This is a genomic window from Cyclobacterium sp. L-R (assembly GCF_056859355.1).
Genome location: NZ_JBSXOH010000067.1, coordinates 49,578 through 73,521, shown reverse-complemented (window position 1 = coordinate 73,521; position 23,944 = coordinate 49,578). Strand labels below are relative to the sequence as shown.

Genomic DNA, 23,944 nt, shown 5'->3' with positions numbered 1-23,944 from the left:
ACTTTTAACCTTTTTCAATGTCATTGTTTACCTTTATGGTCTATGCAAAACAATGATGTAATTAGAAGTTTGAGGTATACTTTTGATTTTGGTGATGACCAAATGATTAAAATCTTTGGTCTCGCAGAATTGGAAGTAACCCGAACCGAGGTAAGCGACTGGCTTAAAAGAGATGATGACCCGGAATCAAAACCCATCAATGATTTTAAATTGGCTGTATTTTTAAACGGCTTGATCATTTACAAAAGAGGTAAAAAGGAAGGTCCTCAGCCCGTTCCTGAAAGCAGGTTGAGTAACAATCAGATTATACGAAAGATAAAAATTGCACTTGAGCTCCAAAATGAGGATATCATGGAGATTTTATCTTTGGCAGGAAGAGAGATGAGTAAGCATGAAATTAGTGCTTTTTTCAGAAAACCGGAACAAGCTCAATATAGACTTTGCAGAGATCAGGTTTTACGTAATTTTCTTCAAGGCCTGCAACTTAAGTTTAGGGAACAACAAAATAAAAAGGATTAATCAATGAGGCAGTTTAAGTCAATTTTCACTGCAAATGCAATCTTTTGTTGCCGGACAAGCTTATTGTTGCTTATTCTAATGTTGTCCTTACCAGGTTTCGCTCAAATAATTAAAAAACCGATCCCGGACAAAACAGTTATTTTATCTTTTGACGATGGTGTAGCCAGTCATTACTGCAATGTAGCCCCCTTGCTACAGGATAGAGGGTTTGGAGCTACCTTTTTCGTGTGTGAATTCCCTCCTAACTTTGCCGACAGTACCAAGTACATGAATTGGCGTCAAATGCAACAGTTAGACAGAATGGGTTTTGAAGTGGCCAACCATACCCACAACCATGCTCCTGTGGGGAAATTGTCAGAGAAAGAAATCCTACAAGAAATAAGCTATATAGAAGATAAATGTGATTCCCTAGGGATAAAAGCGCCTATTAGCTTTGCTTATCCTGGCTACTCTATGAGTGAAACGGTCCTGAAAGCACTAAGTAAGAAAAATTACTTAGTGGCTCGAGCGGGAGGAAAAAGAGCTTACGACCCATTGAAAGATCACCCTTATCTTATTCCAAGTTGGGCGACGGATTCAAATAATGAGTCGGAAATTATGGAAGCCCTTAACCAGGCAAAAGATGGGCAAATTGTTGTGTTGACTATTCATGGGGTACCTGATCTGGAGCATCCTTGGGTAAATACCCCACCTGAAATGTTTTTGAGGTATTTGGACTTCCTTACTGAGAATAACTATCAGGTAATGTCATTTGAACAATTGGCCGGATACATCGATTTTCGAGAGGCCAAAAATCAACTGAAAATAGATATTGAACAAGCCTTGAGAAATTAATATTGGAGGTCTAAACAGCAATATGATTTTGCTTCAGTTTAACCTATTCAATTCAACATAATTCAGCTTGTTTTAAAACGATTGAAACAGGAGTTTGCAGAGCTGTTTCTTTTTTCTAGTAAAATCATTTTAGGAATTGAGTTTTCCCCTATTTCCCGCATTATAAGCCATAAATTTATGTGATTGATAGCGAATTAGATGCTTTGGGGCGCAATGAATATATTTGGTTTTTAGAAAATTAAGCAGTAATCTTGTCTTGAAAAGGGCTTTTATAAGGATATTGCGAATTAAATGTCCCTTTATAGATTTATTATAAAAGAATTTCAATTAATCATTAAACATATAAAACAATCATGTCCAAAAAAGTAGTTACTCTAGGTGAGGTAATGCTTCGCCTTTCTACCCCAGATTTTAAGCGTTTTGTACAAACTGATACTTTTGACATAACCTATGGTGGCGGTGAAGCGAATGTGGCTGGAGCCCTTTGCAATTATGGGCTGGAAGGCACTTTCGTGACTAAAGTTCCCGATAACCCAATTGGGCAATCAGCCATCAATCACTTGCGCAGGTACGGTGTGGACACACAATACATTGCCAGAGGTGGTAAAAGACTTGGTATCTACTTCTTGGAAACAGGGGCTTCAATGAGAGCTTCTCAAGTAGTATATGACAGAGCTGATGCTTCCATTTCAGAAGCTGAAATTTCTGATTTTGACTTTGATAAAATATTTGAAGGTGCAGTTTGGTTTCACACCACTGGAATTACTCCAGCATTGAGTGACAAAGCTGCAGCATTAACTGAAGCAGCTCTTAAAGCAGCAAAAGCTAAAGGTGTAACTACAAGTATAGACCTTAATTACCGTAAGAAATTATGGAGCAAGGACAAAGCAAGGGAAGTAATGACCAGACTTTGTCAGTATGTTGATGTTTGTATTGGTAATGAAGAAGATGCTGAAACTACTTTGGGTTTCCACAGTAAGGAAACAGACGTAACCAAAGGTGAATTGAACCTTGATGGCTACAAAGATGTATTCAAGCAAATGAAAGATAAATTCGGATTCAAATACATTGCTTCTACCCTAAGAGAAAGCTACAGTGCTTCTGATAACGGATGGAGTGCTTTGGTATATGATGGAAATGAATTTTATCATTCTAAAAAATATGACATCAGAATTGTTGACCGTGTAGGTGGTGGAGATTCTTTTGCCAGTGGATTCATTTATGGTTTAATTCAGGAAATGGGCCTTAAAGGTGCTACTGAGTTTGCTGTTGCGGCATCCGCATTGAAACATACCTTCCCAGGTGACATGAATCATGCAACACTTGCAGAGGTTGAAGTCCTAATGGGTGGTGATGCTAGTGGTAGAGTTCAACGATAGTAACTGCTAAACAACAACCCATGATACTTGATACATTATCCAATGCCTCTAGATACAATAGTGTGCATCCATTATTCGAAAAAGCATTTGCTTTTATCCAGTCCAACAATTTAGCGGATATGGAAGAAGGCAAATATGAAATCGATGGGGATAAATTAATTGCTGCTGTTTTTGAAAAAGGAGCTAAAACCCAATCTGAGGCCAATGAGAAATTTGAATGTCATGACAAGCACATCGACATTCAGGTTTTAATAAAAGGTAAAGAGAGCATTGGATGGAAACCTAGAGAAAAATGTACTGAAGTAAAAGGAGCCTATAATCCTGAAAAGGATGTGTCCTTTTATGTTGACCAACCAGAAATGTATTTTGGCATGGAGCCAGGACAATTTGCTATTCTTTATCCTGAAGATGTACATTCTCCAATGATTGGTGAGGGAAGTATTAAGAAAATGGTTGTTAAAGTAAAAATCTAGCAACAAGACCAAACACGCTTTAATTCAATAACTTATATAAATTACCCCGGGTATTCTCCGGGGTAATTTACTTTAATCATACTAAGATGAATAAAAACGAAACCATACTTAAAAAAATAACGGATCAGGCCATCCTTCCTCTTTATTTTGACGCTGACGAAACCGTAAGCTTAGAAGTATTGAAAGCACTTTACGCAGCTGGTATCCGACTAGTAGAATATACCAACAGAGGTGAAGCAGCTTTGAACAACTTTACTAAAATGGTTGCGCTAAGAAACAGCGAAATGCCAGATTTGTTGTTGGGTATTGGTACCATCAAAAATGCGCAAATGGCCACAACTTATATTGAGGCAGGAGCTGATTTTATCATTTGCCCAGGACTTGTTGAAGAAGTAGTAGAAGTTGCTGACAAGCACGATATGCTTTGGATTCCTGGATGTATGACTCCTTCTGAGATCATCAGAGCTGAGAATCTAGGTGCAAAAATGATCAAATTGTTTCCAGGTGATATTTTAGGTCCTAAATTTATGGCTGGTATCAAATCTTTGTTCCCAAATTTGATTTTTATGCCTACAGGAGGTGTATCACTTGACAAAGACAATGTTGAGGCTTGGTTCAAAGCTGGAGTAAGTGCAGTTGGAATGGGTAGTAAATTGGTTAGCAAGCAATTGCTTCAAGAGAAAAATTACAGTAAAATTCAGGAAATGGCAGGACAAGCCATTGAATTAGTGAATGAAGTAAAAGGATAAATGATAAAAGCGGCTAAGAAATTGGCCGCTTTTTTTAATGTTTATTCTTCTTTTACAATAGTTATAAAAAGAATTCTTTTTATAACTATACCATAGGTATCAATTATTGTTAAAAATCTCCTAATTATTCTGCGGGTTTCATGTTTCGAATGGCTGCAATTTTCCATTGCTTTCCTATCTTTACAGTCACAAAAGTGCTCCACATTTTCCGCTCCGTTCCATCCTGATTTTTAATGGTATATCGGGCATCAGCCAAGGCCACATCCTCTTTCATATAACGTACCCTTTCCACTTTCAATACCCTATCTCCAGGATTGGAGCCAGAACTTGCAGCCATTCCCTTTACTGCTGCTTCTTTACCATGTCTCCATTCTCCATTGGACACCAATTGATCCATATCTTCAGTAATAATGTATTTGAGCATAACCGTATCGATACTTTCCCTAGCTTGCGCATAGCTTGCAACAAGATCAATAATGGCTTTTCCATCTTCAAAGCTTTGCGCTTTAAGAGAAAAAGTAGTTCCTGAAAAGATCAATACAAGTAAAACAAAAATTCTGGATAGGTTCATGATAGATTGGGTTAGTAATAAAAGTAAGAATTTTTGTATTATTTCCCTACCTTTTTAAAACCAAATATTCAATAGTTTGCCTAGTGATTACCCAATTCCCCAATAAATTTACGGGTTTGATCAAACAAGCGTGAAGCCTTTTTGTGATAAAAAGGTAAACTCCTATCTGCAGCTAAAATAAATCAATGCGCTTTTACCTTAGAGGTATTGATACTTTGACCACATTATATATTTTATTTCTTTATACCCTCCAATTGAATCCCGGATTTTATTGGTTTATTACCTAACATAGGCATTCTTGAGGGAAAATCTTTAGAAAATTCTTTGACAGGCATTTTGGAAGAAAAATCCTTTGAAAGGTCTATAATGGCCATATTTGAATCTTCCCCTAATGTATTACCATTTTCATCACTAACATTATCATTATTATCACTAATATTTGATTCAAGTGGTGAAACTATATGGCCAAGGGATGACTCAAAGTCAATGGTGTTATCGTGCAGATTATTAGGTATATCCAATTTATCTGGGATTGAACGTGGTATAATCAATGCCTGACCAAATACAAATGACGAAGAAAATACTAATCCTAAAATGAGTACAATTTTATTCATGGGTATAATTGATAGATGCTATTTTAACTTTATCAAACGTTAAATTAAACATTAAGTTTGGATACCCTTCTATAAACTTCTTTAAAGGAGGTAATTATGGATAGATTTAACAATAAATAACACCCAAAAGGGCTTTTTCGCCTCACATCCACCTTGTTTAACATTGTCCCACTTTATGCTTCATTGCATACCACAATTTTACTTCATCAAATCTCCTCTCAAAACCTTCTGTTACCCCTTTTTCAATATATGCCTTTACAGTTTTCACTCCCCCATTTGCTCTTTCCATATTTTCTTTCTCCTTTGGAATCATGACTACTAGGTTAATTTTTGCCAAATTTATGGGTGGCTTTCGCGTATTTATGGTTAAATTAAACAAACAATCGTCAATAGCCTTGTTAAAAGCATGAGATACCTACTAATTGTTTTGTCCTTTTTCTTCCTTTGCCTATCCGGAGAAGTAACTGCACAAACTGAAAATGACTATTCTCAAAAAGAGCCATCGAGAGATGGAATTGGAAAAGTATATATGGGAAGAGAAATTTCTCATGTAATGGGTTTTCATGGGGTAGCCTGGCTGGAAAGAGACAGCCGTGAGGAAGAAGAAAACACTAAACTGACCATTTCCAAGCTACCTATTAGTGAGAACAGTAAAGTAGCAGATGTGGGGGCCGGCTCAGGCTTTTATACTTTTCGTATCGCTGATAAGGTACCAAAAGGTAAGGTATATGCCGTAGACATTCAAAAAGAGGCACTTAACTACATCAAAAATAAAGCGGAAAAACAAAAAGTAGACAATGTAATCCCCGTGTTGGGAACAGAGAAAAGTCCAAACTTACCTGAAAATACCTTAGATTTGGTAATAATGGTGGATGTTTACCATGAGCTTGCTTTTCCAAAAGAGATGCTTTTAAACATCAAGAAATCCTTAAACCCAACGGGTAAGTTATTGCTTATTGAATACCGTGGCGAGGATCCAAAAGTGGCTATAAAGCCATTGCATAAAATGACCGTTAAGCAGGTAAAGAAAGAATTGGAAGCCAATGGATTTAAATTGACTACCAATGGCCAATTTTTAAATATCCAGCATTTTCTTGTTTTCGAAAAAGAGGATTAGGATTATTTAATATCCAATGAAACTTCACAGCGTTGCCCTTTTAGCATTGTGGAAATGGCTTCCTGGTCCCAGGTTCGTTTTAACTCCTTAAGAATTGCTCCGTATTCACTTTTGTACTTTTTCCTTTTGATAGCTTCTACAAATCGCCTTACATCTGTACGGGTTTCCAATAATAATGGCGGAACAGGCGTAGGCTTGTCGTCCTCCCCTTTGGCGACCATGGTAAAGTAACAGGTATTGGTATGTTTTACTACCCCTGTTTTTACATTTTCGGAAATCACTTTTATCCCAATAATCATTGAACTATTGCCTACGTGATTTACTGAGGCTTTCAAAGAAACCAGCTCCCCTACTTCTACTGGCTGTAGAAAATCGACGGTATCCACTGAAACCGTGACACAATAAGCGCCGCTATGTTTGGTGGCAGCAGTATAGGCCACCTTATCCATCATAGAAAGTAAAATCCCTCCATGGATTTTGCCACCAAAATTAGCAAAAGAAGGAATCATAAGTTCAGTAATGGTAACGCGAGAAAAACTCGCTGGCCTTGCACTTAGGAATGCACTCATTTATTAAAAGAATTTGTATGAATCAAGGCAAGTCGTAGCGACATGCACCTGCAAATATATGTATGATTTTTATAAATCAGCCTGTAGAAGGCAAATGGATTTCCTAATTCCTTATCTTGATTGTACCCATACCATAAAAATTAGAGTGACGTAATGATTTTGTCAGCATTGTTGCAAAAAAACAGCAACAATACCGCCAAAATCAGATGGACTCCTCATGCATTATCCAAGGGTTGTCACCCTTGGCTACAAAAATGTCACCCCTAGGGGTTTGGGGAGGTTTAGTAACTTAATGTACGTTTTTGGTAGAAATAATACGTAATGATTTTGTCAGCATTGTTTCAGAAATAGTCGACAATACCGCCGGAAGCAGTATGTGTCTATCAGTGCATACCAACACCTGACTCCCTTGACTATAATTACACCACACATTCAGCCTTTTTTATTATGAGGGAACTTATAATGAAAGTCTCCCTCCACCAAAAACAAGGTTTTAATTGGTACTAAAATTTGTCAGCATTGTTGCAGAAAATGAAACCATGGCTCTAAAATCAAGAAAGGAATATCATTTTCTTTGGAATGCTTAAGCATTTGGCTATCAATATACCACGATTCCAAAGTCTATCCAACCTCTACAATATCACTAACTCAACCCATCACCAAATCACAACATCACAGATCACAACATCACAAATCACAACATCACTACATCACCATTCAATCCTCCTCTATGGGCCTTAATTCATAAATATAATAACACTGGTATTCTTTTTCCTCTTCATGAATGTCGGCCTGATCAGCATAATGTAAATAACGGTTGTTCCCTAAGCCCAGTTTGAGGTTTCCTGGTTTATCCCAAAGGACAGGGAGGCCAATTAGAATGCCATCTTCTATGGGGTAATAATAGACTTTTCTTGTTTCCATTAGAGCCATTCTTTCTTTGTAATCGCCAGTTTCAATATTGTCTTCAGGAGCTAATCCTGCTTTATATTCAACAATAAATGCATCTCCTTGTCCAACAATATGCGTAAAACTGCCTCCTAGGGCAAAATCAAGGCCGATCGCGCCAAATTCTTTTCGATCGGCCATTTCCATGGGGACTTTGGCAAGTTGATCAGGTTCCTCACGTTCCAGTTTGATTTTATTGACCAAGACCAGGTTTTGATCATATTGAAATAAAATAGAATCTGCCGGTAAGATTAATGACATTACTTTGGAATTCAAATCTGAAAAATAAATAGGCTTGTGCTTACCAGGATAAAAATAATTCTGTTTAAAAATACTGCTTTCATCTATTTTCCCACCTTTTATTACAGTCCCATCCATTGGATTTACTAAATGAAAATAGTTTAATGTATCAAAATAATCCATGGGAAATTTATCCAATCTTCGATCACTCAAATTGGCAATACCATAGGCAACATTGTTTATACTAAATTGGTGAAAATTATCCAATGGAGTATGAATCATTCTTACCATGGTATGTTGCTCGAAGGGGAATTTCCTGAGTTGCTGTAAATCTAAATCATATATAAAGATTTCCTGATCACTCACAAACATTATTTCATCCCCTACAAAGCCGGCCCGATGCAAAACCATCCCAAATGCATTGGGGCCTTCACTTAAAAGTTCTTCAGCAAGTACTTCCCCTTGGCTGTTTATGATAAAATACCTGCCCTCAACACCTTTGGTAACCATTAGGTATACATCCTGCTCCCTGTGATAGTCCAGCACATTTAATATTTGCAATTCGTCAAAAACCAAGGAATCCACCTTTACAAATTCCATTTCTTTAAGGGCTTTGCTTTGATTTTCTGTACTGTTACAAGAAACCAAACCAATGGATAGCAAAACCGACAATTGAAAATATCTAAATAGCATAAGAATACCGTTAACTTTAAACTAATTTAATAAAAATATAATTATAAAATTAATTTACAAGGTTTTTTTTACTATTTAAAATATTGAATTTATGCTGCTAAACCCTTGATTCTAAAAAAAATCGGTTTCAAAGTTATAGGAAGAACCAGTGGTCAATCAAAATTTCCAATAATAAAATTAAAAAAATATTGTACCTGATATTCTTCGTTACTTTTTATATTTAAAGGTTATATTAACAATAAATATCAGGTACCTAAACATTCCCATGAAAAGAATTTACATCCTATTATTTCAATTAATTTTATTCACTTCCACAGCATATTCTCAACAAAAATTTGCCCCTGAAAACGGGGACAGGCTTGTGCTCTTGGGCAATGCATTGATTGAAAATGAACAACAATTCGGATTCCTTGAATATAGACTTACCAATTACTGGCCTGAAAAGCACCTTACCTTCAGGAACATAGGCTGGTCAGGAGATACTGTATTTGGTGAAGCAAGAAGCTACTACACCAATCCCCCCGGCCCTTATGACTTACTTATTTCTCAAATAAAAGCGGTTGAGCCCGATTGGCTTATCATAGGTTATGGGAATGTGGAAGCCCAGCAAGGAGCTGAAGGCTTGGACCTTTTCAAAAATGGTATGAATCAATTGCTCGATAGCGTTGAGGCCATAGGTGCAAAAGCAATTTTGCTATCTACCATTCCACAGGTTTCTGCCGGAACGGAGGATTTATTGAAATTAAGAAACAATGAATATCGCAGCTATAACCAGGCAATTAAAGAAATTGCCCAATCCCGAAAATTGACTTTCATTGATGTTTTTGATGCCTTTAATACAGCTACTGGTGCTGAACTTTATGAAAACAATGGGGTTCATCTTAATGAAAAAGGATATGTAAAGCTTTCGGAAACTGTAATGAATCAATTAGAGCTTAACTCTGAAACTCCTTCCATTGAAATTGAAGCTTCTAACGCAAGCGTTGAAAGCAATGTACCGGTACAGCACATCTCCATTGCAGAGAAAGCCAGAATAATATCCTTTAATAGCACACAAAACCTAGTTTCTAAACCTAATGTAGGCAATGAAACCATTAAGGTGAATGGCTTAAAAAAAGGGAATTACTCCTTGTCTGTGGATGGAAAACTTTCGGCCATTGGAAGCAGGAAGCAATGGGAAGAAGGAATTATCTTGAAACAAGGCCCAAGCCTAGAACAATCCAAACATTTGCTAGAATTGATAAGAGAAAAGGATAAAATCTATTTCCAGCAATACCGTCCGCAAAATAGAACCTATATTCTAGGCTTCCGATCTTATGAGCAAGGAAGGCATAAGGAAGGATTGGAAGCTTTGGATGCATTGATCCTTTGGTTGGATGATCAAATCAATCAAACCAAAAAGCCCAAAACCCTTCATTACCAACTAGAAAAGCTGCCTTAAATGTTGGATTTTAATCGATTGAATCATTTTACCAAGAAATCCTTAAATACCATGTTATTGGAATTAAAAATATTTACAAATTTTTTGATAAGTGTGGCTAATAAAGCTTCCCATATATCAAGATTATTAGTAGGAATAGCTACATTTTTGATTGTACTGAGTGTCAATGGTACCATTGCCAATGCCCAAAATGCACTCCGCGACATTCCCTCTTCGGATCCACAAGATCAAATGGACAGGTTTCAGGTAGCAGATGGCTTTGAAGTCAATTTATTTGCCACTGACCCTATGGTGGTCAAGCCCATTCAAATGAACTGGGATGCCCAAGGCAGATTATGGGTAGTAAGCAGTACCATTTACCCTCACCTTAGACCCGGTGAGACGGCCAATGATAAAATACTGGTAATCGAAGACACCGATAGAGATGGAATAGCAGATAAATCCACTGTCTTTGCCGAAGGTCTCTTCACTCCCACCGGCCTCTTGCCTGGTGATGGAGGTGTCTATGTGGCCAATTCAACAGAAATCCTACACTTAAAGGATACAGATGGAGACGGCAAAGCAGATGAGAGGACCAAAATACTATCCGGCTTTGGAACCGGTGATACCCACCACCTCATCCACACTTTTCGTTGGGGACCTGATGGTTTGATGTATTTTAATCAGTCCATCTATATCTACAGCCATGTAGAGACTCCTTGGGGCATCCGTAGACTTGAAGGTGGTGGTGTTTGGCAATACAATACAAAAACCCAAAAATTAGAAGTATATGCCAAAGGATTGATTAACCCATGGGGCCTACAATTTGACAAATGGGGCAAAAGCTTTTTGACAGATGGTGCTGGACGAGAAGGTATTAATTACGCCTTTCCTGGCGCTACATTTGTAACTGCCCCTGGTGCTGAACGAATTTTAAGCGGTTTGAATCCTGGTCAACCAAAGCACAGTGGTTTGGATATCGTTTCAGGCGCACATATGCCGGAAGATTGGGCTGGAAGCCTTATTACCAATGATTTTAGGGCCAACCGTGTGAACCGTTTTGTTTTGGAAGAACAAGGAAGTGGCTTTGTTTCTAAGCAGGCTGATGATTTATTATGGACAGATCATATAGGCTTCAGACCTGTTGACATCCTGATGGGACCAGATGGCGCAATCTATGTTGCTGATTGGTATAACCCTATCATTCAACACGGGGAAGTTGACTTTTTTGATTCCAGAAGAGACCAACAACATGGTCGAATCTGGAGGGTAACCAAAAAGGACAGCCCTTTGGTCAAGTATCCTGATTTACAGAATAAACCTATCCCGGAATTATTGGAAGCCTTAAAATCGGAAGAAAACTGGGAAAGATTACAGGCGAAGTTGATCCTAAAAAACAAGGATGTACAAGAAGTAAAGGATGCATTGAGTAAATGGCTCGATGCACTTGATCCTTCAAATCCAGAATTTGAGCACCATTTAATGGAGGGGCTTTGGATGCATCAGGCCATTGGCGCGGTGAATGTACCTTTATTAGAAAAGCTATTAACGGCTAAAAAACCGGAAGCAAGAGCTGCAGCCATAAGGGTATTGGTGCATTGGAAAGAAGACATCCCTGAAACCCAATCTTTATTGGCCAAAGCTACTAAGGATAGCCACGCAACCGTAAGGTTAGAAGCGGTTGTAGGGCTTCAAAATTTCAGCACTGCAGAAGCCACTATTGCTGCTTTGGAGGCATTGGATCAAACCATGGACGTCAACCTGGACTTTGCTTTATGGCACACCATCAACACTTTAAGCCCGGTTTGGTTACCAAAATTATTAAATGATCCTGGCTATTTCGGGAATAAGGACAAAACCATCTTTGCTCTCAATACCGTAAGTGATCCAAAATCTACTTCTTTGCTGGCTGAATTGTATAGCGACAATAAAGTACCGGATAAATACCTCGAAATGGTTCGGGAGAAATTGGCCAAATATGGCACAAAAGCTGATTTAACCAAAATATACACGCTTGCCATCAATTCAACCGATACAGAAAGCCAATTGAAAGACCTAGAGCTACTGCACAGGGCAGCGAATGAAAGAGGGCTGGCACCACAGCATACTTCTGTACAATTAAGAAAATTGCTTTCGATTGAGAATGAAGCAGTTGAAATAAAAGTATTGCAATTGGTAGGCTTGTGGAAAAAAGCTGATCTTTTGGACCTTATCCTGCAAAAGAACCAAGATAGCAATGAAGAGGTTAGAAAAGCGGCCATGGAAGCCATGGGTAAGCTCGATGATGCCGATAGCCAAGAACTTTTGCTCAACATGGCCAAAACACATAAAAATGAAAGCATCCGCATCTTGGCCATTTCTCAATTGGTGAAAACAGCACCGGAAAAGGCTACAGATGCTGCAATTACCCTTCTTTCAGAAAAGCCTTCAGAAAATGGCACGCGAGAACTGTTTGCTGCATTCCTTTCCTCCAATAATGCCACCACTGTGCTGGCCAATTCATTGTCCAATACACGCATCCCAACAGAAACGGCCAAGACAGGAAGAAAAACCATGCAAGAATTACTCCCCGTGCATAGAAGAACTAGAGCCGGGGCCATACAGCTTAAAGATGCCCTAGAAGCCTCAGGTGGAGTATTACCTCCTGAGAAAATGCCTCAGCAATTAAGCGAACGAGAAATCTATCTCCTAGGAATAGAAGTGAAAACTGAGGGAGATCCGGTGAAAGGCGAAGCCATTTACAGGCGAGCCTCTATGATGTGTCAAAACTGCCATGGAATAGGTGGTGCCGGTGGTCAGTTGGGACCGGACTTAAGTTCTTTAGGCACAAGTTTACCTATAGACAATATTATCAAATCCATACTTGAGCCTACAGAATCAATCAAAGAAGGTTTTGAGTTGCAGAAAGTAACCAAAAATGATGGTGGAATTGTGATGGGTTATTTGATCAATGATGGGACAAGAGAAGTTGTCATTCGAGACATGGCGGGTAATGAAAATGGCATTCCTAAATCACAAATTAAAAATGTGGAAAAGGTCCCCGGTTCCTTGATGCCCGCAGGAATTACTGCTAGTCTGGAAAAACAAGAATTTATTAATTTGGTTAGTTACCTTTCCAAACTGGGAAGCAATGGAGACTTCAGGGTTACCAATGAAAAACTGGTGAGACGTTGGAAGGCAGCACCTGATTTTAAGGCTTTGAGCAAAATAGACGGGGTGAATACCTGGGAAAACCTGCCCGCTAAAAACATTGGCCCAAGCAGCAAGGCCTTGTACAGCACGGTGGCTGGAGGCCTGCCATTGGGAGATATTCCAGTGATTACAGACAATACAGGCAAAAAATTCAGCCTTGTTCAATTTGAAGTAAATATCCTTAAAGCGGGTGAATTCAGTTTGAAATTAACGGGCATTGATCAGGCCAAGGTTTGGGTAAGTGGTAAAGAAATCCCTCTCAATAAGGGTAAAGGGGCTACAAACCTCAGTGTAGGCAAGCAATGGGTAAATATTGCTATTGATCGGGAAAAAGCCGTATCAGGTTCATTAAAGGTTTTGATAGAAGATGGAAAAGCCAATAGTGCCCAAAGTCAGGTGATTGTAGGGCAGTAAGTTATTTGTGCTTCTTAATCGGATTTGAAAAGGGCTACTCCTCCTTGTATTTTAAACCATTCAAAAAAACGATGGGTAAACGCCGGTTTTGCGACCGGCGTTTTTTTCAAAAGCTTCCTGCTTAGGAAAACAGTGAATATTGGATATAAATTTTACTCCCTTTTCTCCACCTAATCCAACCTTTTCCCTTTTCTTTAAGCTGCCCATCAACGAATTTGCCGTAAAGCCATTCTTCATGAACCATTAATGGCTGTATAAACGCATATTCTATGGCTATTTCTCCTGCGTACTCAAAAGGCTTGATGTGAACTTTCCCTGGACTTTCTTCTTTAAGCTCCACACTGTTCACACTCATTAAAAATTCAGGCCATGAAAAAAATTCCCCTTGGTTCTTGTTCAGATAAGACACTTGGGCATTGTCCTTATTGGCAATCACTTTAACAAAATCATGTCCGATACCCAAGACTTTAAAATACATAACTCCATAATCTAATTTGAGGTGCTCCGGATAAAGCCAGGGAGGGGCATAGGAAGTGCTAAATTCACCATATTGGTTTTGAGTAAAAACAAGACTATCCATGGGCATATGTTCTATTAACCCTTTCTCAAGATTTATGTCTCCATAAAAAAACAATGTAGGATTTTCGTAAAAATTCGGTTTAAAGAAACCAATACCAATCTCTGAATTCCCAACTTGTTCGGGCAATAGTAAGGTTTGAACCAAGTTCCGTTTAGCTAAGCTACCTTGATTTTCAGCAGCTCGCTTATTATTGGCTGAATTCATACCCGGGCTTAGCAAGGAAGCGATCAAAATCAAGGTTAAAAATTTTAGGGTTGAATTATGGGATTGTAGTTTATTTGATAAATTCAACATTCTTAGAAATTTAAAGTTTTACTAACAGTTTCTCCGGCTTTTACTTCCACTTCAATACTTTGTGGGACTTTGTCCTTATATTCTCCCAATGGATTTATGGTCACCATATATTTCCCGGGATTTAATAGAAATTTCGCTCCCTTATTATAGGTTCGTTCTCCCCCTACATTTTTACCGGATTTTTTCTCCCTTAAGGCAACTACTGTATCGATGTTCTCTGACCCTACTCGGGTAAAAATTTCGAAATTGCCCGTTTTAAAATCGTATACCAAGGGAGAAGATTTCCCAGGCTCTATGGCAATACTATCCATTTCAGTATACGTATGCAAACCCTCCATGACCAAGGCCTGAATGGCTACTTTATATACGCCGGGATTGACTTCCATTTCCTTCTCCCGCCCATAGGTTCTGGTTGTGGCCACTACCTTTCCATTGCTATCGATGATTTTCACCATGCTGTCCCAACCTTCCCCGTTATTTGTAGTCAACACATTCAAAGTTCCCCCATCAAAGGAAATGGTTTGGTGGCCGATGGTATTTTCATGGCTTTCCACATTATTGACCGTGATCATGTCCACATCGCTTCCCTCCAATGGCATCACTTCCAAATTGTATTTGCTGGGGGGAAGGTAAAAATACCCGGTATCTTGATAGGTCCTGAGCATGATGGGTCTCCTTTTGGCCACTATATCATAAGCTTTGACAAAGACATCCAATGGCTTGCCATTTTTAAGGGCATAGACCGAAAAGTTGTTTTCAGGTTTGTCCACCGTAGCAGCGGTGGCTAGATTAAGTATTTCACCTAAATTCTCTGCATTCTCCGCACTAAAGTAGCTCCCATCTCCTGCTCCGGCAGCACACCTCAATTGTTGGGTATCTTCCTCCTTTAAGCCAAAGCCAATGATATGCAACTTGAAATCAATGCCTTCTTCTTTAGCTGCTTGTACGATTTCACAAATATTCCCATCACAGGATTCTATGCCATCGGTAATAAGGATAATGGTGGCTTTCTGCTTGGCCGCTCTTAATTGGTCAATGACCAATGTTGCTGAATAAGCCAATGGTGTTTTGCCAAGAGGTTTAATCCCTTTGACGGCTGCTATTACTTTCTTTTTTGTCCCTTTCTCGGCATCTACCATAAATTCCACATCCTTGCAATCCCCTTCCTTTCGGTGCCCATAGGCTACAAACCCAATTTTTTGTTGCTCAGAAAGATTATCTATGGTACTGCTTAAGGCATTGGCAGCTATCTCCATTTTGGTTTTGCCCTGCATCTGTCCCCACATGGAGCCACTTGCATCGTAAATAAAAATAATTGGAGGCTGATTTTCCGGACTTTGTCCTTGGGTATTGAAAACAATAAATAGGGTCAGGAAAAGGAAGGTTATCTTTTTCATGAGAGGGTCATTTGATTTACAAATCGTGTTGGTGAAGAAAAGCCTATAAGAGAGCTTTTCGAGGTATTGGCCTATCTAAAATAGCAATTTTATTTCGTTATAACACTAAATACCATGTACTTATGTTTAAAAAATCTTATAACTCATTTTTAATCCTGAAAAGATTTTAGGTTTATAGACTGACTCAGATGCAGTTTTTATTCGACCCCATATGGATCGGGTTCTAAAACTAAAACCATTAACTATAAACATATGGCCCTTTTTGGGTCATAATTTATCTAATCACTGTAGTTTAGGTTTTAACTTAAATATCCCTTCTGCGAAAATGCTTATTCTTTCTAGCCGTAAATCGTAAAGTGCTAATTAAAGGATCATTTGGATCATTGCATAAGATTTAGGGTAAGGGCAATGATGCAAGATTAATCACACACTTAGTACTTGAATAAAAAGGATAATAAAAAAAATTAGACTTACATTTTCAGTCCTATGGCTTACAATTGCATTCCTACAGGTTACATTTCTGTTCCTACCGCTTACATCTCCGTTCCTACGGCTTACATTTCTGTTCCTACGGCCTACAATTGCATTCCTTCGTGTTACTTTTCGATTCCCGCAGGTTTTTTTCCCCTTCCTTCACTTTACTTTCCGGTTTTTTCGGATAACTATTGCCTTCCTTCCGGGGACTCATGCTTTCCTTCAACTTACCTCCTATCTGCTTTACTATTTAGGAATGGTGGCAAAAACATCCTTAATGGACTTGCTTAAATTTTCGGGTGTAGGTGGTGAAAACATCGTAACCATCCTTTTTCCCTCTTTGTCAAATAATTTATGGGTCAGGACATCACCGGCAGCACTCACCAAGCCTGAGCTTGATGGGAAGCCATTTGGGTAATAGCTTTCCCATTTCCCAAGCAGTACTCCCTCGGAAGCTGTTATCAATATCAATTTTTCATCTCCTCTGATGAATGAGGTTTCACCATGGACCAAGCCGTTTTTGTAATGCACCTCATAACTAAATCTATCCTCATTATTTTTGATGTAGTCAGGATAAATCCATAAACCCTCTTTTTTACCTTTGGCATATTTGCCTTTCATTTTAATTGTACCCTCCTCATTGTAATGCGTACAATCACCTTGAAGCACTCCATTGAAATAGTACATTTCTGATTTTAAAGTACCTGACGGATAGAAGATTTGTAGCTTTCCAACAAGCTGTTCCTTGGCATTGCGGTAGCCTTTCTCATGAATTTTCCCATTGGCATGATACGTGCTAAATGGGACGGATTTATGTGTGACTGTCTTTGTCTCAAAGGTGACCTTGGTCGTCGGCTGTATTTCTTGTTTAGGTATGGACTTATAAAACGTTCGCATTGCTTCTAGAAAAATTTCGGTTTTTTCCTTACTGACCCCAACCTTGTCTACAAACTCCCCCTCTTCCGTATACAAGCCCCTCAAGGTAAATTGATTGTCATCGGAAATGAAGCCAACAGCCCACAAATTATCGCTATTGTCGTAATACATTTCCCATATTGTATTCGGTGCGGGTTTACCTAAAAATGCATGCATGGAGCGGATTTTATGCGTTCCTTCAAAAAGGATGGTCTCTCCATGAAGTTGGCCGTTTTTATAGTTCACAGAGAAGTGATAAGGAAGCCCCTCTTTAGAGGTAGCGTAGTTATTATAGACCCAAAGCCCTTCTTTTTTGCCTTGCACATATAGCCCTTCCCTGCTTATTGAGCCATCTTCATTGTATTGAATGCATAACCCAATCGGCACCCCATTGTCGTAAACGGCAGTCATGAATAATTTTTCAGAGGGAAAGAAAATCGCTAAAGTATCCACAAATTGCTTGTCAGCATTCACAAAACCTTTTTTGTAAATATTGCCATTGGGATGGTATTCTATATAAGGGCTGGGTTTAAACACCACCCTATTGTATTTTACTTGCGCCAGGGCAAAATTGATTATGGAAAAGGAGAAAACAAGAAGGATAAGCGCACGTAAAACCATGATTATATAGCTATTAGAGCTGATAAAGATATAAAAATATCAATAAAAACAACCTTCACTATTGCCAACTACAATTTAAATCCGCTTAGGTGGACCAACTTAGTGAAGTACTCCTGGTTTGAAATCAGTTTATTAAGCATTTTCTCCATATTTTTACTCAATTCATAATCGCTGGTATAGGAGACAAAGACATCTCCTTCAGGGGCAAAATAGACCTTTGAAACATCCAATTTGCTATCCTTGGCACCGGTTTTTAAAAGGATTTCCCACAGTTCCCCTTGCAATAAATTATATTTCTCCACCAACATATAGACAAAATCATCGTCAGGTTGTTCCGGTAACCAAACGGTATAATTACCGTTTATTTTCGACCTTTCCACTCTACAGAGATATACTTTACTGGTTTCCATTTCATCACTATTTTTAAAGAAAGAGCCTATTTTTTCACCTTATCCACACTTAGCTGTGGGCCATATATTAGAAAGAAAATAACATTAACATTTTGTTAGTTATTTGTGCTTTTTTATTTTCACTTCACTCTTTTAAATTGATAGTTGTACCTGTCACAACAAGGAGAATATAATTTTAAAGTATCATTTCCTATAAATTCTACATATTTTTCTGTGTCTATAAAAAATGAATTTGATTTTTCATCATTTTCAAAATCAACTTTCAATCTTAGGTCATTAGTTGTCTGTAGTGCTGGAGAAATTTTGCCATATTCGAGAAGGCTGTTATTTTTAACAAAACCATAAATTCCATATTCTTTTATCACCAAATACTCAAAATTCAAGTCATGTCCACTTCCTGATAATCCTCCAGAAACAGCATATAATTCCCATGTACCATAAATTTTCAAATCTGATTCAGTAAAAATTTCAGAGTCAAAATATTTTTCCGTTTCCAGATTTTGAAGGGTTGTATGAGGTTCAATAGTGTCTTTTTCGCAAGAATTTAATCCACTTATTAAAATGGAAAGAATAAGTATAAATTTAAAGGTTTTCATTTTCTGATATTTTAAGGTTTATTTCTAAGATGCCTTTTATTCTCAATTGATTTCTTCAGCAAAACCACTTTCAATTGTATAAAGCTATGCTTTAGCTGGGAGTTACCTAAATATCAACTATGCACCCGACCCCTTCTGCTTATTTTCCCTGTCAAATTAATCATATAAGATAAGGTATCCATATTGTAGACTAAAAATTTAATGGAAACTGCTGAAAATGGTCTGGTATTGACTAAAAAAACGAAAAGCCTTAATAGGCTACCAATACAGGCGGAATTTAATTATTCAACTGCTATATAATTCAACCAAAAAATCCAACCCAATCCCCAACGCAGAAAGCTTCCAGAGGCTGATTCCAATCCTGATCGATCGGGGCTACACTGAACCGAAACCTTAATTGCATCATAGCTGTTTAATTGGGAGTGTAAATTAATGCTGTGTTCAATTCGTATACTTTAATACGGTTATTCCACACCCATAAGCTTTTGCTTCTTCCAGCTTTAACTCTTTTTTATAGTCAGTTTTCTCAAAAATTGGCATTCCGTCACCTAAAATAGAAGGGTTAATAAAAAAGTAATATTCATCAATCAAATTTTCTTTGATTAGTGATGAAACAAATGCTCCCCCACCATAGGCTATCATGTCATTTCCTGTTAAAGATTTTAATTCTTGTATCTTATCTGTCAAATCTCCCTTTTCCAAAATGGTATTTTCCCAATTCGAGCTTTCAAGTGTTTTGGTAAAAACTATTTTCTTAGAATTATTAATTTTTTCAGCACCTTCCAACTCCTTATTTGATCTCCAGTATGGAATAAATCCTTCTGCCAGTTTGCGACCCAAAACTATAGTGTCAGTTGATTCCGTTATTTGGGTTACGAAATCCTTTAGCTTATCATCCCAATTCCAAATCATCCAGTCCATTTCTCCATTAGGACCAGCAATGAATCCATCAATTGAAAGTTGAATTTGAAGTTTTAATTTTCTCATTTTTAATTGTTAAAACATATGTTTATACATAATTGGCATAGAAGTTTTGCTTATTAATATTATATCCCTTCTACTTTTCCTTAATGTATTTATTTAAATAAACATTTCAAACCGGAAATTCAGCGACGATCCTAAATTTTAATTCAAACTATAGTATACAAGTTTAGGTTGTTTTTTTGGATGCTTCCAGCTTCTGTAAATCAGCCTCGATTTAATTTCCCAATTTTTTGCTTCTTTCTTCAAGCTGACTCGTGTATTGTTACATGAAGCTGTATAAAATTTCACTATAGCCTTATTCTTATTAATTTTTATCTTTTTGATAATTCCTTTTTGTATAGCATTACTATTGTTACCATTATGTTCTTGAAATTCAACATTTCCATCATTAAAAATATAATACCCAGATCCATGAAATAATTTATATTCATTAATATCTTCTTTCCCAATACCAGCCATATATTTATTAATTACTGAATCAGCCAAAACAATCTTCATTAATGAAGTCTTTGAATCCTGTGCAAATGCGCATAATGAAAAAAATGTTAAACACATAGTAAATAAATATTTCATAGCAGATCTTTTTGTTTTACGAGATTAAGGTATTGAATCGTCTTAAAATGTTAAAATAATATTTAGTTTTATATTAACCAATTTTGGAACTACATTTTGCATTGTTAAACTAAAACACTGGAGATGATACTGGAAATTAGCAATGCCTTTCCAGAAGAGTAATAGCTTTTGATTATACAAATCCATCCTTCTTAACTTAATTATTAAATTAAGAATTGCGAAAACATTAAACCGTAAAAAGATTTAAAAAACCTTATAAAATGAGCTAAAAACGCCTTTAACACGTTGGATTTGAATAATTTTCGGAAAAAGGGATAAAAACATTTCATTATATTAAGCCAATACCTCTCTTTAAACAAGAAATTCCGGCTCTAGGACGCAAGATTTTTCAATCCATCCGTTTTTCATTATAAAAAGTACCCTTCGACCAGCTCAACGACCAGTATCCGGACATAGGATTTTTAGTTATTAGTATTTTTATATTTCTTTTGATACCAAAAAGGTCGTGTAAATCAAATAGGAACTTAGTAAGATTAAAGCCTCCCACCGATCTAGTTTTTTTCTTTTTCCAGTAAACATTGCCAAAAGTAGAAAAACAGTACCTCCAATTAATATTAATAAATCCTGATTAAAATTCGTATTGTATTCAATTGGATTTACAAAAGAACTAATTGAAAGTATCAGCAGGATGTTAAAAATATTTGAACCTATCACATTACCAATTGCGATATCGCTATTCTTTTTTATGGCTGCAACCATTGATGTAACCAATTCCGGAAGTGAGGTTCCTGCAGCAATTATGGTTAAACCTATTATTTTTTGACTAACGCCTAATTCAGTCGCAATATTTATACTATTGTCAACAACTAATTTCCCGCCAATGATAAGCCCTGCCATGCCAAATATTATCAAGGCCCAAATTTTAAAATTGGACTTTTCTTCATAGGCAATTACTTCAGGTTTCTCTAGTTTCATTTGGGCAAAAACATAATAAATAAAACAAACAAATCCGGTTAATAAAATCAGGCCGTCAATGCTTGAAATTTCAGGGTTTTGATTTATAAAAAAATCGTTGGCAAGGACCAACAATAATAAGGCGACAATCAGGGAAATAGGAATTTCTTTCCATGCTGTGGAAGATTGAACGGTAATTGGATAAATGAGACCTGCAACACCGAGTATAATGAACAAATTGAAATTATTACTACCGATAATATTTCCAAAAACGATGTCAGAAAACCCATCAAATGAAGCTACGCTATTAACGATCAATTCAGGTGCAGAAGTGCCAAATGCTACAATTGTCAATCCTATAACCAGATCAGGAACATTATTTTTTTTCGCTAATGAAGAAGCTCCCGATACAAGCCAATTCGCCCCAAAAATCAGGCACGTAAACCCTAAAACAATCAACAATGAAGCTACTATCATTTTTTATCAAGATGTTTTTTTACACCATAAAAACTACCAAAATATTTTAGTTTAGGATTAGGTATAAATACATTAAGAACCTTTATCCTTCTGATAATTTTTCCTGTCAAATTAAGCATTCCAAACAAAGTATCCAGTAAATAGACTAATAATTTAATGGAAACTAATGAAAATCGTCTGGAAATGGCTTAAGAAAAAAAGCTACATTAAACCATATTAAAGGTACAATTTAATTATTCAACTGCTACCTACCTCCCCCAACAAATCCTATCAAATCCACATAGCAGGAAGCTGTGTCTCGAAGGATTGAGTCTAATCCTGATGGATTTGGACTACAATGAATCGAAGCCATATTTCGCATCATCGTAGCTTAATTTTTGGTATTCCTTTTTTATTTTTTAATTAGCTAATGGCCACAATAGATATATTGAAAAAATTACTATCAAATAAGTAAATACCCAGATAATTGCTTGACTTGCAGCACCCTTAAACTCAATATTAAATATTTTAAATTCTACTTGGTCTGAAATTATTCGGAGAACAAGCACTAAAAACAAGGAGGCTGTCCCAGCAGGAGGAATGCCTAATGTAGCTGCTGTGTGTTCTTTTGCGATTTCGATCCAATTCGTATCGTTAGTAAATACATTTAAAATCTTAAAAGCCAAATAAGTATGTACAACCATGATAACAATAGCTGCTGCCCAAGAAAAAACTTGCTTTAGTTTGGAAGAAAAATCGAGCATACTTTTTTAGTTTGTATATAAATGTGGGCCAACAATTGTATTTAAGTAGGTTTACCGATGCAATTTCGTATATATAAACTCACTACACCCTTTCTGCTTTTGTTCTGGTAAATTAAGGATTTCAGACAAGGAATCCAGTAGATAGCCTAAAGTTTTAACGGAAACTGTTAAAAATACGCTGTAAATCTTTGTAAAAGTATGCTTTTTAAGGATCAGTAAGACCGTGAATACATTTAAGGTTGAAATATTATTTGGTTCAAGTTAGCAACATTAAGGTGCTTTTGATCAGGCTTCCTGATTTTGATTAAAAGCATTTATTTTTTTTAATGGATCCACGCAAAAAAATGTGAAATTTATGCCCTTATAGCCTAATTGCAAACCCGTTTTTCGGACTCTTCGACAGGCCCAGGGTCCGATTAGGTGCCAGTTTCAGGAGCCAGAATACTTAGGTATTGTAGTGTCGTTTCTAATTTAACCTATTCAATTCTGATTGTTGCCATGTTCCGTCCTTCCCCTTATATTCTCCCTTTTCTTTTTGCATAAATTAGTTTAATTATTTCTGCTCTTGAATCTGCAGGTACTGTGTCAATTGGGGTTTCAATTTTCAAGTAGTCTGTCCGCAATTCTCGATCTTTAATTTTTACGTTAAACATCGTTCCTGTGAAAATGGATAGAACAGTCATTGAACTGTCTGAGCTTGGATTGTTCGGAAAATTATGTATTTGACTCTTGTCCGAATAATTGAGCCCAGGTCGGACTGCTACTCTGGCAGCATTGTCCGAAGTGTTGTCAATGGTCATTACCTTAAATCCCTCACAACTGTTTAACAGGTAAAGATTATTAGGAGTGTCAATATATTCGTTAACCGTCCCATTTTAATGCCCTACTATGGTTTGGCTATGCCTGGTGAAAACCCGCAAGGAGCTATAAAGTCATTGTCTCAGGACTTATACATAGCTTAGATTTTGTCGATTCACTTGAAATAAAATGGTTGTCACAACGAATTAGTGGAGCCTCCCCAAAAAATGAAAATACTATTTCCTCTTTAGATTGGAACCCATTCCAATAATGATTCAAATTATTTATTTAATAATTCAAAAGACCCTATTTCTAGTAAGTCGAATAACTCACCTTGTTTGGCTTCAAAATTTCCGTTAATGTTAATCCCTTGAAATTTCAGTCCCATTTTTTAAA

Annotated in this window: 23 protein-coding genes; 8 read left to right on the top strand and 15 right to left on the bottom strand. The window is 37.1% G+C overall.

The features are described 5' to 3' along the window. The first annotated feature begins 42 nt into the window (after positions 1-42). The 5 genes from AC13EX_RS10490 (at position 43) to AC13EX_RS10470 (ending at position 3,954) form a co-directional block, all read left to right on the top strand. A complete protein-coding gene (locus AC13EX_RS10490) occupies positions 43-519 on the top strand; it encodes a YehS family protein (protein WP_482892644.1) in 477 nt (158 codons plus the stop codon). A gap of 3 nt (positions 520-522) precedes the next feature. Next, positions 523-1,353 (top strand): polysaccharide deacetylase family protein, encoded by an 831-nt coding sequence (locus AC13EX_RS10485; protein WP_482892643.1) that lies wholly within the window; start codon positions 523-525, stop codon positions 1,351-1,353. A gap of 353 nt (positions 1,354-1,706) precedes the next feature. After that, complete coding sequence (locus AC13EX_RS10480; protein WP_482892642.1) at positions 1,707-2,732, top strand: PfkB family carbohydrate kinase; 1,026 nt, start codon at positions 1,707-1,709, stop codon at positions 2,730-2,732. Positions 2,733-2,752: 20 nt separating this feature from the next. Beyond that, positions 2,753-3,205, top strand: a complete 453-nt coding sequence (locus tag AC13EX_RS10475) for a NanQ anomerase/TabA/YiaL family protein (RefSeq protein WP_482892641.1) — start codon at positions 2,753-2,755, stop codon at positions 3,203-3,205. Between the two features lie 86 nt (positions 3,206-3,291). Further along, entirely contained in the window at positions 3,292-3,954 is a 663-nt protein-coding gene (locus tag AC13EX_RS10470) for a bifunctional 4-hydroxy-2-oxoglutarate aldolase/2-dehydro-3-deoxy-phosphogluconate aldolase (protein WP_048643519.1), read from the top strand. A gap of 124 nt (positions 3,955-4,078) precedes the next feature. Here the strand turns inward: AC13EX_RS10470 and AC13EX_RS10465 are convergent, their stop codons facing one another. From AC13EX_RS10465 to AC13EX_RS10455, 3 genes are all read right to left on the bottom strand, one after another. Beyond that, positions 4,079-4,525: an SgcJ/EcaC family oxidoreductase gene (locus AC13EX_RS10465; RefSeq protein WP_482892640.1), complete on the bottom strand. Its 447-nt coding sequence runs from the start codon at positions 4,523-4,525 to the stop codon at positions 4,079-4,081. Between the two features lie 233 nt (positions 4,526-4,758). After that, a complete protein-coding gene (locus AC13EX_RS10460) occupies positions 4,759-5,139 on the bottom strand; it encodes a hypothetical protein (protein ID WP_339711693.1) in 381 nt (126 codons plus the stop codon). A 157-nt stretch (positions 5,140-5,296) separates the two neighbouring features. Then, the gene (locus AC13EX_RS10455) at positions 5,297-5,452 is read right to left on the bottom strand and encodes a hypothetical protein (protein WP_482892639.1); all 156 of its coding nucleotides are present in this window, start codon (positions 5,450-5,452) and stop codon (positions 5,297-5,299) included. Between the two features lie 93 nt (positions 5,453-5,545). Between AC13EX_RS10455 and AC13EX_RS10450 the strand changes: the two genes are divergently transcribed. Then, complete coding sequence (locus tag AC13EX_RS10450) at positions 5,546-6,256, top strand: class I SAM-dependent methyltransferase (RefSeq protein WP_048643516.1); 711 nt, start codon at positions 5,546-5,548, stop codon at positions 6,254-6,256. Positions 6,257-6,258: 2 nt separating this feature from the next. On the opposite strand, the gene AC13EX_RS10445 is transcribed toward AC13EX_RS10450, so the two are convergent. Next, positions 6,259-6,825 carry an acyl-CoA thioesterase gene (locus AC13EX_RS10445; RefSeq protein ID WP_482892638.1) on the bottom strand — a complete coding sequence of 189 codons (567 nt, stop codon included), beginning with the start codon at positions 6,823-6,825 and terminating at the stop codon, positions 6,259-6,261. 717 nt (positions 6,826-7,542) lie between these two features. Next, positions 7,543-8,706, bottom strand: coding sequence for a hypothetical protein (locus AC13EX_RS10440; RefSeq protein WP_482892637.1), 1,164 nt, complete (start codon positions 8,704-8,706; stop codon positions 7,543-7,545). A 265-nt stretch (positions 8,707-8,971) separates the two neighbouring features. Between AC13EX_RS10440 and AC13EX_RS10435 the strand changes: the two genes are divergently transcribed. Next, positions 8,972-10,147: a GDSL-type esterase/lipase family protein gene (locus AC13EX_RS10435; protein ID WP_482892636.1), complete on the top strand. Its 1,176-nt coding sequence runs from the start codon at positions 8,972-8,974 to the stop codon at positions 10,145-10,147. Further along, positions 10,148-13,732 carry a PVC-type heme-binding CxxCH protein gene (locus tag AC13EX_RS10430; protein WP_482892635.1) on the top strand — a complete coding sequence of 1,195 codons (3,585 nt, stop codon included), beginning with the start codon at positions 10,148-10,150 and terminating at the stop codon, positions 13,730-13,732. It abuts the gene before it with no gap. Between the two features lie 121 nt (positions 13,733-13,853). On the opposite strand, the gene AC13EX_RS10425 is transcribed toward AC13EX_RS10430, so the two are convergent. The 10 genes from AC13EX_RS10425 to AC13EX_RS10380 form a co-directional block, all read right to left on the bottom strand. Continuing rightward, positions 13,854-14,606: a hypothetical protein gene (locus AC13EX_RS10425; RefSeq protein WP_482892634.1), complete on the bottom strand. Its 753-nt coding sequence runs from the start codon at positions 14,604-14,606 to the stop codon at positions 13,854-13,856. Positions 14,607-14,608: 2 nt separating this feature from the next. After that, entirely contained in the window at positions 14,609-16,003 is a 1,395-nt protein-coding gene (locus AC13EX_RS10420; RefSeq protein ID WP_482892633.1) for a vWA domain-containing protein, read from the bottom strand. A gap of 720 nt (positions 16,004-16,723) precedes the next feature. Further along, the gene (locus tag AC13EX_RS10415) at positions 16,724-18,013 is read right to left on the bottom strand and encodes a toxin-antitoxin system YwqK family antitoxin (protein ID WP_482892632.1); all 1,290 of its coding nucleotides are present in this window, start codon (positions 18,011-18,013) and stop codon (positions 16,724-16,726) included. A gap of 68 nt (positions 18,014-18,081) precedes the next feature. After that, positions 18,082-18,423: a hypothetical protein gene (locus AC13EX_RS10410; RefSeq protein WP_482892631.1), complete on the bottom strand. Its 342-nt coding sequence runs from the start codon at positions 18,421-18,423 to the stop codon at positions 18,082-18,084. 119 nt (positions 18,424-18,542) lie between these two features. After that, positions 18,543-19,019 carry a hypothetical protein gene (locus tag AC13EX_RS10405; protein ID WP_482892630.1) on the bottom strand — a complete coding sequence of 159 codons (477 nt, stop codon included), beginning with the start codon at positions 19,017-19,019 and terminating at the stop codon, positions 18,543-18,545. 441 nt (positions 19,020-19,460) lie between these two features. Continuing rightward, the gene (locus AC13EX_RS10400) at positions 19,461-20,006 is read right to left on the bottom strand and encodes a dihydrofolate reductase family protein (protein ID WP_482892629.1); all 546 of its coding nucleotides are present in this window, start codon (positions 20,004-20,006) and stop codon (positions 19,461-19,463) included. Between the two features lie 138 nt (positions 20,007-20,144). After that, the gene (locus AC13EX_RS10395; protein WP_482892628.1) at positions 20,145-20,576 is read right to left on the bottom strand and encodes a hypothetical protein; all 432 of its coding nucleotides are present in this window, start codon (positions 20,574-20,576) and stop codon (positions 20,145-20,147) included. Between the two features lie 477 nt (positions 20,577-21,053). After that, entirely contained in the window at positions 21,054-22,007 is a 954-nt protein-coding gene (locus AC13EX_RS10390; protein ID WP_482892627.1) for a calcium/sodium antiporter, read from the bottom strand. Positions 22,008-22,405: 398 nt separating this feature from the next. Next, positions 22,406-22,750 (bottom strand): hypothetical protein, encoded by a 345-nt coding sequence (locus tag AC13EX_RS10385; protein WP_482892626.1) that lies wholly within the window; start codon positions 22,748-22,750, stop codon positions 22,406-22,408. Between the two features lie 515 nt (positions 22,751-23,265). After that, positions 23,266-23,550: a hypothetical protein gene (locus AC13EX_RS10380; RefSeq protein ID WP_482892625.1), complete on the bottom strand. Its 285-nt coding sequence runs from the start codon at positions 23,548-23,550 to the stop codon at positions 23,266-23,268. Between the last annotated feature and the right edge of the window lie 394 nt (positions 23,551-23,944).

Bases quoted from the DNA above. Each gene is read 5' to 3' on its own strand.
- AC13EX_RS10490 (WP_482892644.1), top strand. From the start codon at position 43: ATGCAAAACAATGATGTAATTAGAAGTTTGAGGTATACTTTTGATTTT.
- AC13EX_RS10445 (WP_482892638.1), bottom strand. From the start codon at position 6,825: ATGAGTGCATTCCTAAGTGCAAGGCCAGCGAGTTTTTCTCGCGTTACC.
- AC13EX_RS10420 (WP_482892633.1), bottom strand. From the start codon at position 16,003: ATGAAAAAGATAACCTTCCTTTTCCTGACCCTATTTATTGTTTTCAAT.
- AC13EX_RS10405 (WP_482892630.1), bottom strand. From the start codon at position 19,019: ATGAAAACCTTTAAATTTATACTTATTCTTTCCATTTTAATAAGTGGA.
- AC13EX_RS10460 (WP_339711693.1), bottom strand. From the start codon at position 5,139: ATGAATAAAATTGTACTCATTTTAGGATTAGTATTTTCTTCGTCATTT.
- AC13EX_RS10430 (WP_482892635.1), top strand. From the start codon at position 10,148: ATGTTGGATTTTAATCGATTGAATCATTTTACCAAGAAATCCTTAAAT.
- AC13EX_RS10485 (WP_482892643.1), top strand. From the start codon at position 523: ATGAGGCAGTTTAAGTCAATTTTCACTGCAAATGCAATCTTTTGTTGC.
- AC13EX_RS10435 (WP_482892636.1), top strand. From the start codon at position 8,972: ATGAAAAGAATTTACATCCTATTATTTCAATTAATTTTATTCACTTCC.
- AC13EX_RS10440 (WP_482892637.1), bottom strand. From the start codon at position 8,706: ATGCTATTTAGATATTTTCAATTGTCGGTTTTGCTATCCATTGGTTTG.
- AC13EX_RS10380 (WP_482892625.1), bottom strand. From the start codon at position 23,550: ATGACCATTGACAACACTTCGGACAATGCTGCCAGAGTAGCAGTCCGA.
- AC13EX_RS10455 (WP_482892639.1), bottom strand. From the start codon at position 5,452: ATGATTCCAAAGGAGAAAGAAAATATGGAAAGAGCAAATGGGGGAGTG.
- AC13EX_RS10410 (WP_482892631.1), bottom strand. From the start codon at position 18,423: ATGGAAACCAGTAAAGTATATCTCTGTAGAGTGGAAAGGTCGAAAATA.
- AC13EX_RS10450 (WP_048643516.1), top strand. From the start codon at position 5,546: ATGAGATACCTACTAATTGTTTTGTCCTTTTTCTTCCTTTGCCTATCC.
- AC13EX_RS10385 (WP_482892626.1), bottom strand. From the start codon at position 22,750: ATGCTCGATTTTTCTTCCAAACTAAAGCAAGTTTTTTCTTGGGCAGCA.
- AC13EX_RS10480 (WP_482892642.1), top strand. From the start codon at position 1,707: ATGTCCAAAAAAGTAGTTACTCTAGGTGAGGTAATGCTTCGCCTTTCT.
- AC13EX_RS10400 (WP_482892629.1), bottom strand. From the start codon at position 20,006: ATGAGAAAATTAAAACTTCAAATTCAACTTTCAATTGATGGATTCATT.
- AC13EX_RS10390 (WP_482892627.1), bottom strand. From the start codon at position 22,007: ATGATAGTAGCTTCATTGTTGATTGTTTTAGGGTTTACGTGCCTGATT.
- AC13EX_RS10465 (WP_482892640.1), bottom strand. From the start codon at position 4,525: ATGAACCTATCCAGAATTTTTGTTTTACTTGTATTGATCTTTTCAGGA.
- AC13EX_RS10470 (WP_048643519.1), top strand. From the start codon at position 3,292: ATGAATAAAAACGAAACCATACTTAAAAAAATAACGGATCAGGCCATC.
- AC13EX_RS10425 (WP_482892634.1), bottom strand. From the start codon at position 14,606: ATGTTGAATTTATCAAATAAACTACAATCCCATAATTCAACCCTAAAA.
- AC13EX_RS10415 (WP_482892632.1), bottom strand. From the start codon at position 18,013: ATGGTTTTACGTGCGCTTATCCTTCTTGTTTTCTCCTTTTCCATAATC.
- AC13EX_RS10395 (WP_482892628.1), bottom strand. From the start codon at position 20,576: ATGAAATATTTATTTACTATGTGTTTAACATTTTTTTCATTATGCGCA.
- AC13EX_RS10475 (WP_482892641.1), top strand. From the start codon at position 2,753: ATGATACTTGATACATTATCCAATGCCTCTAGATACAATAGTGTGCAT.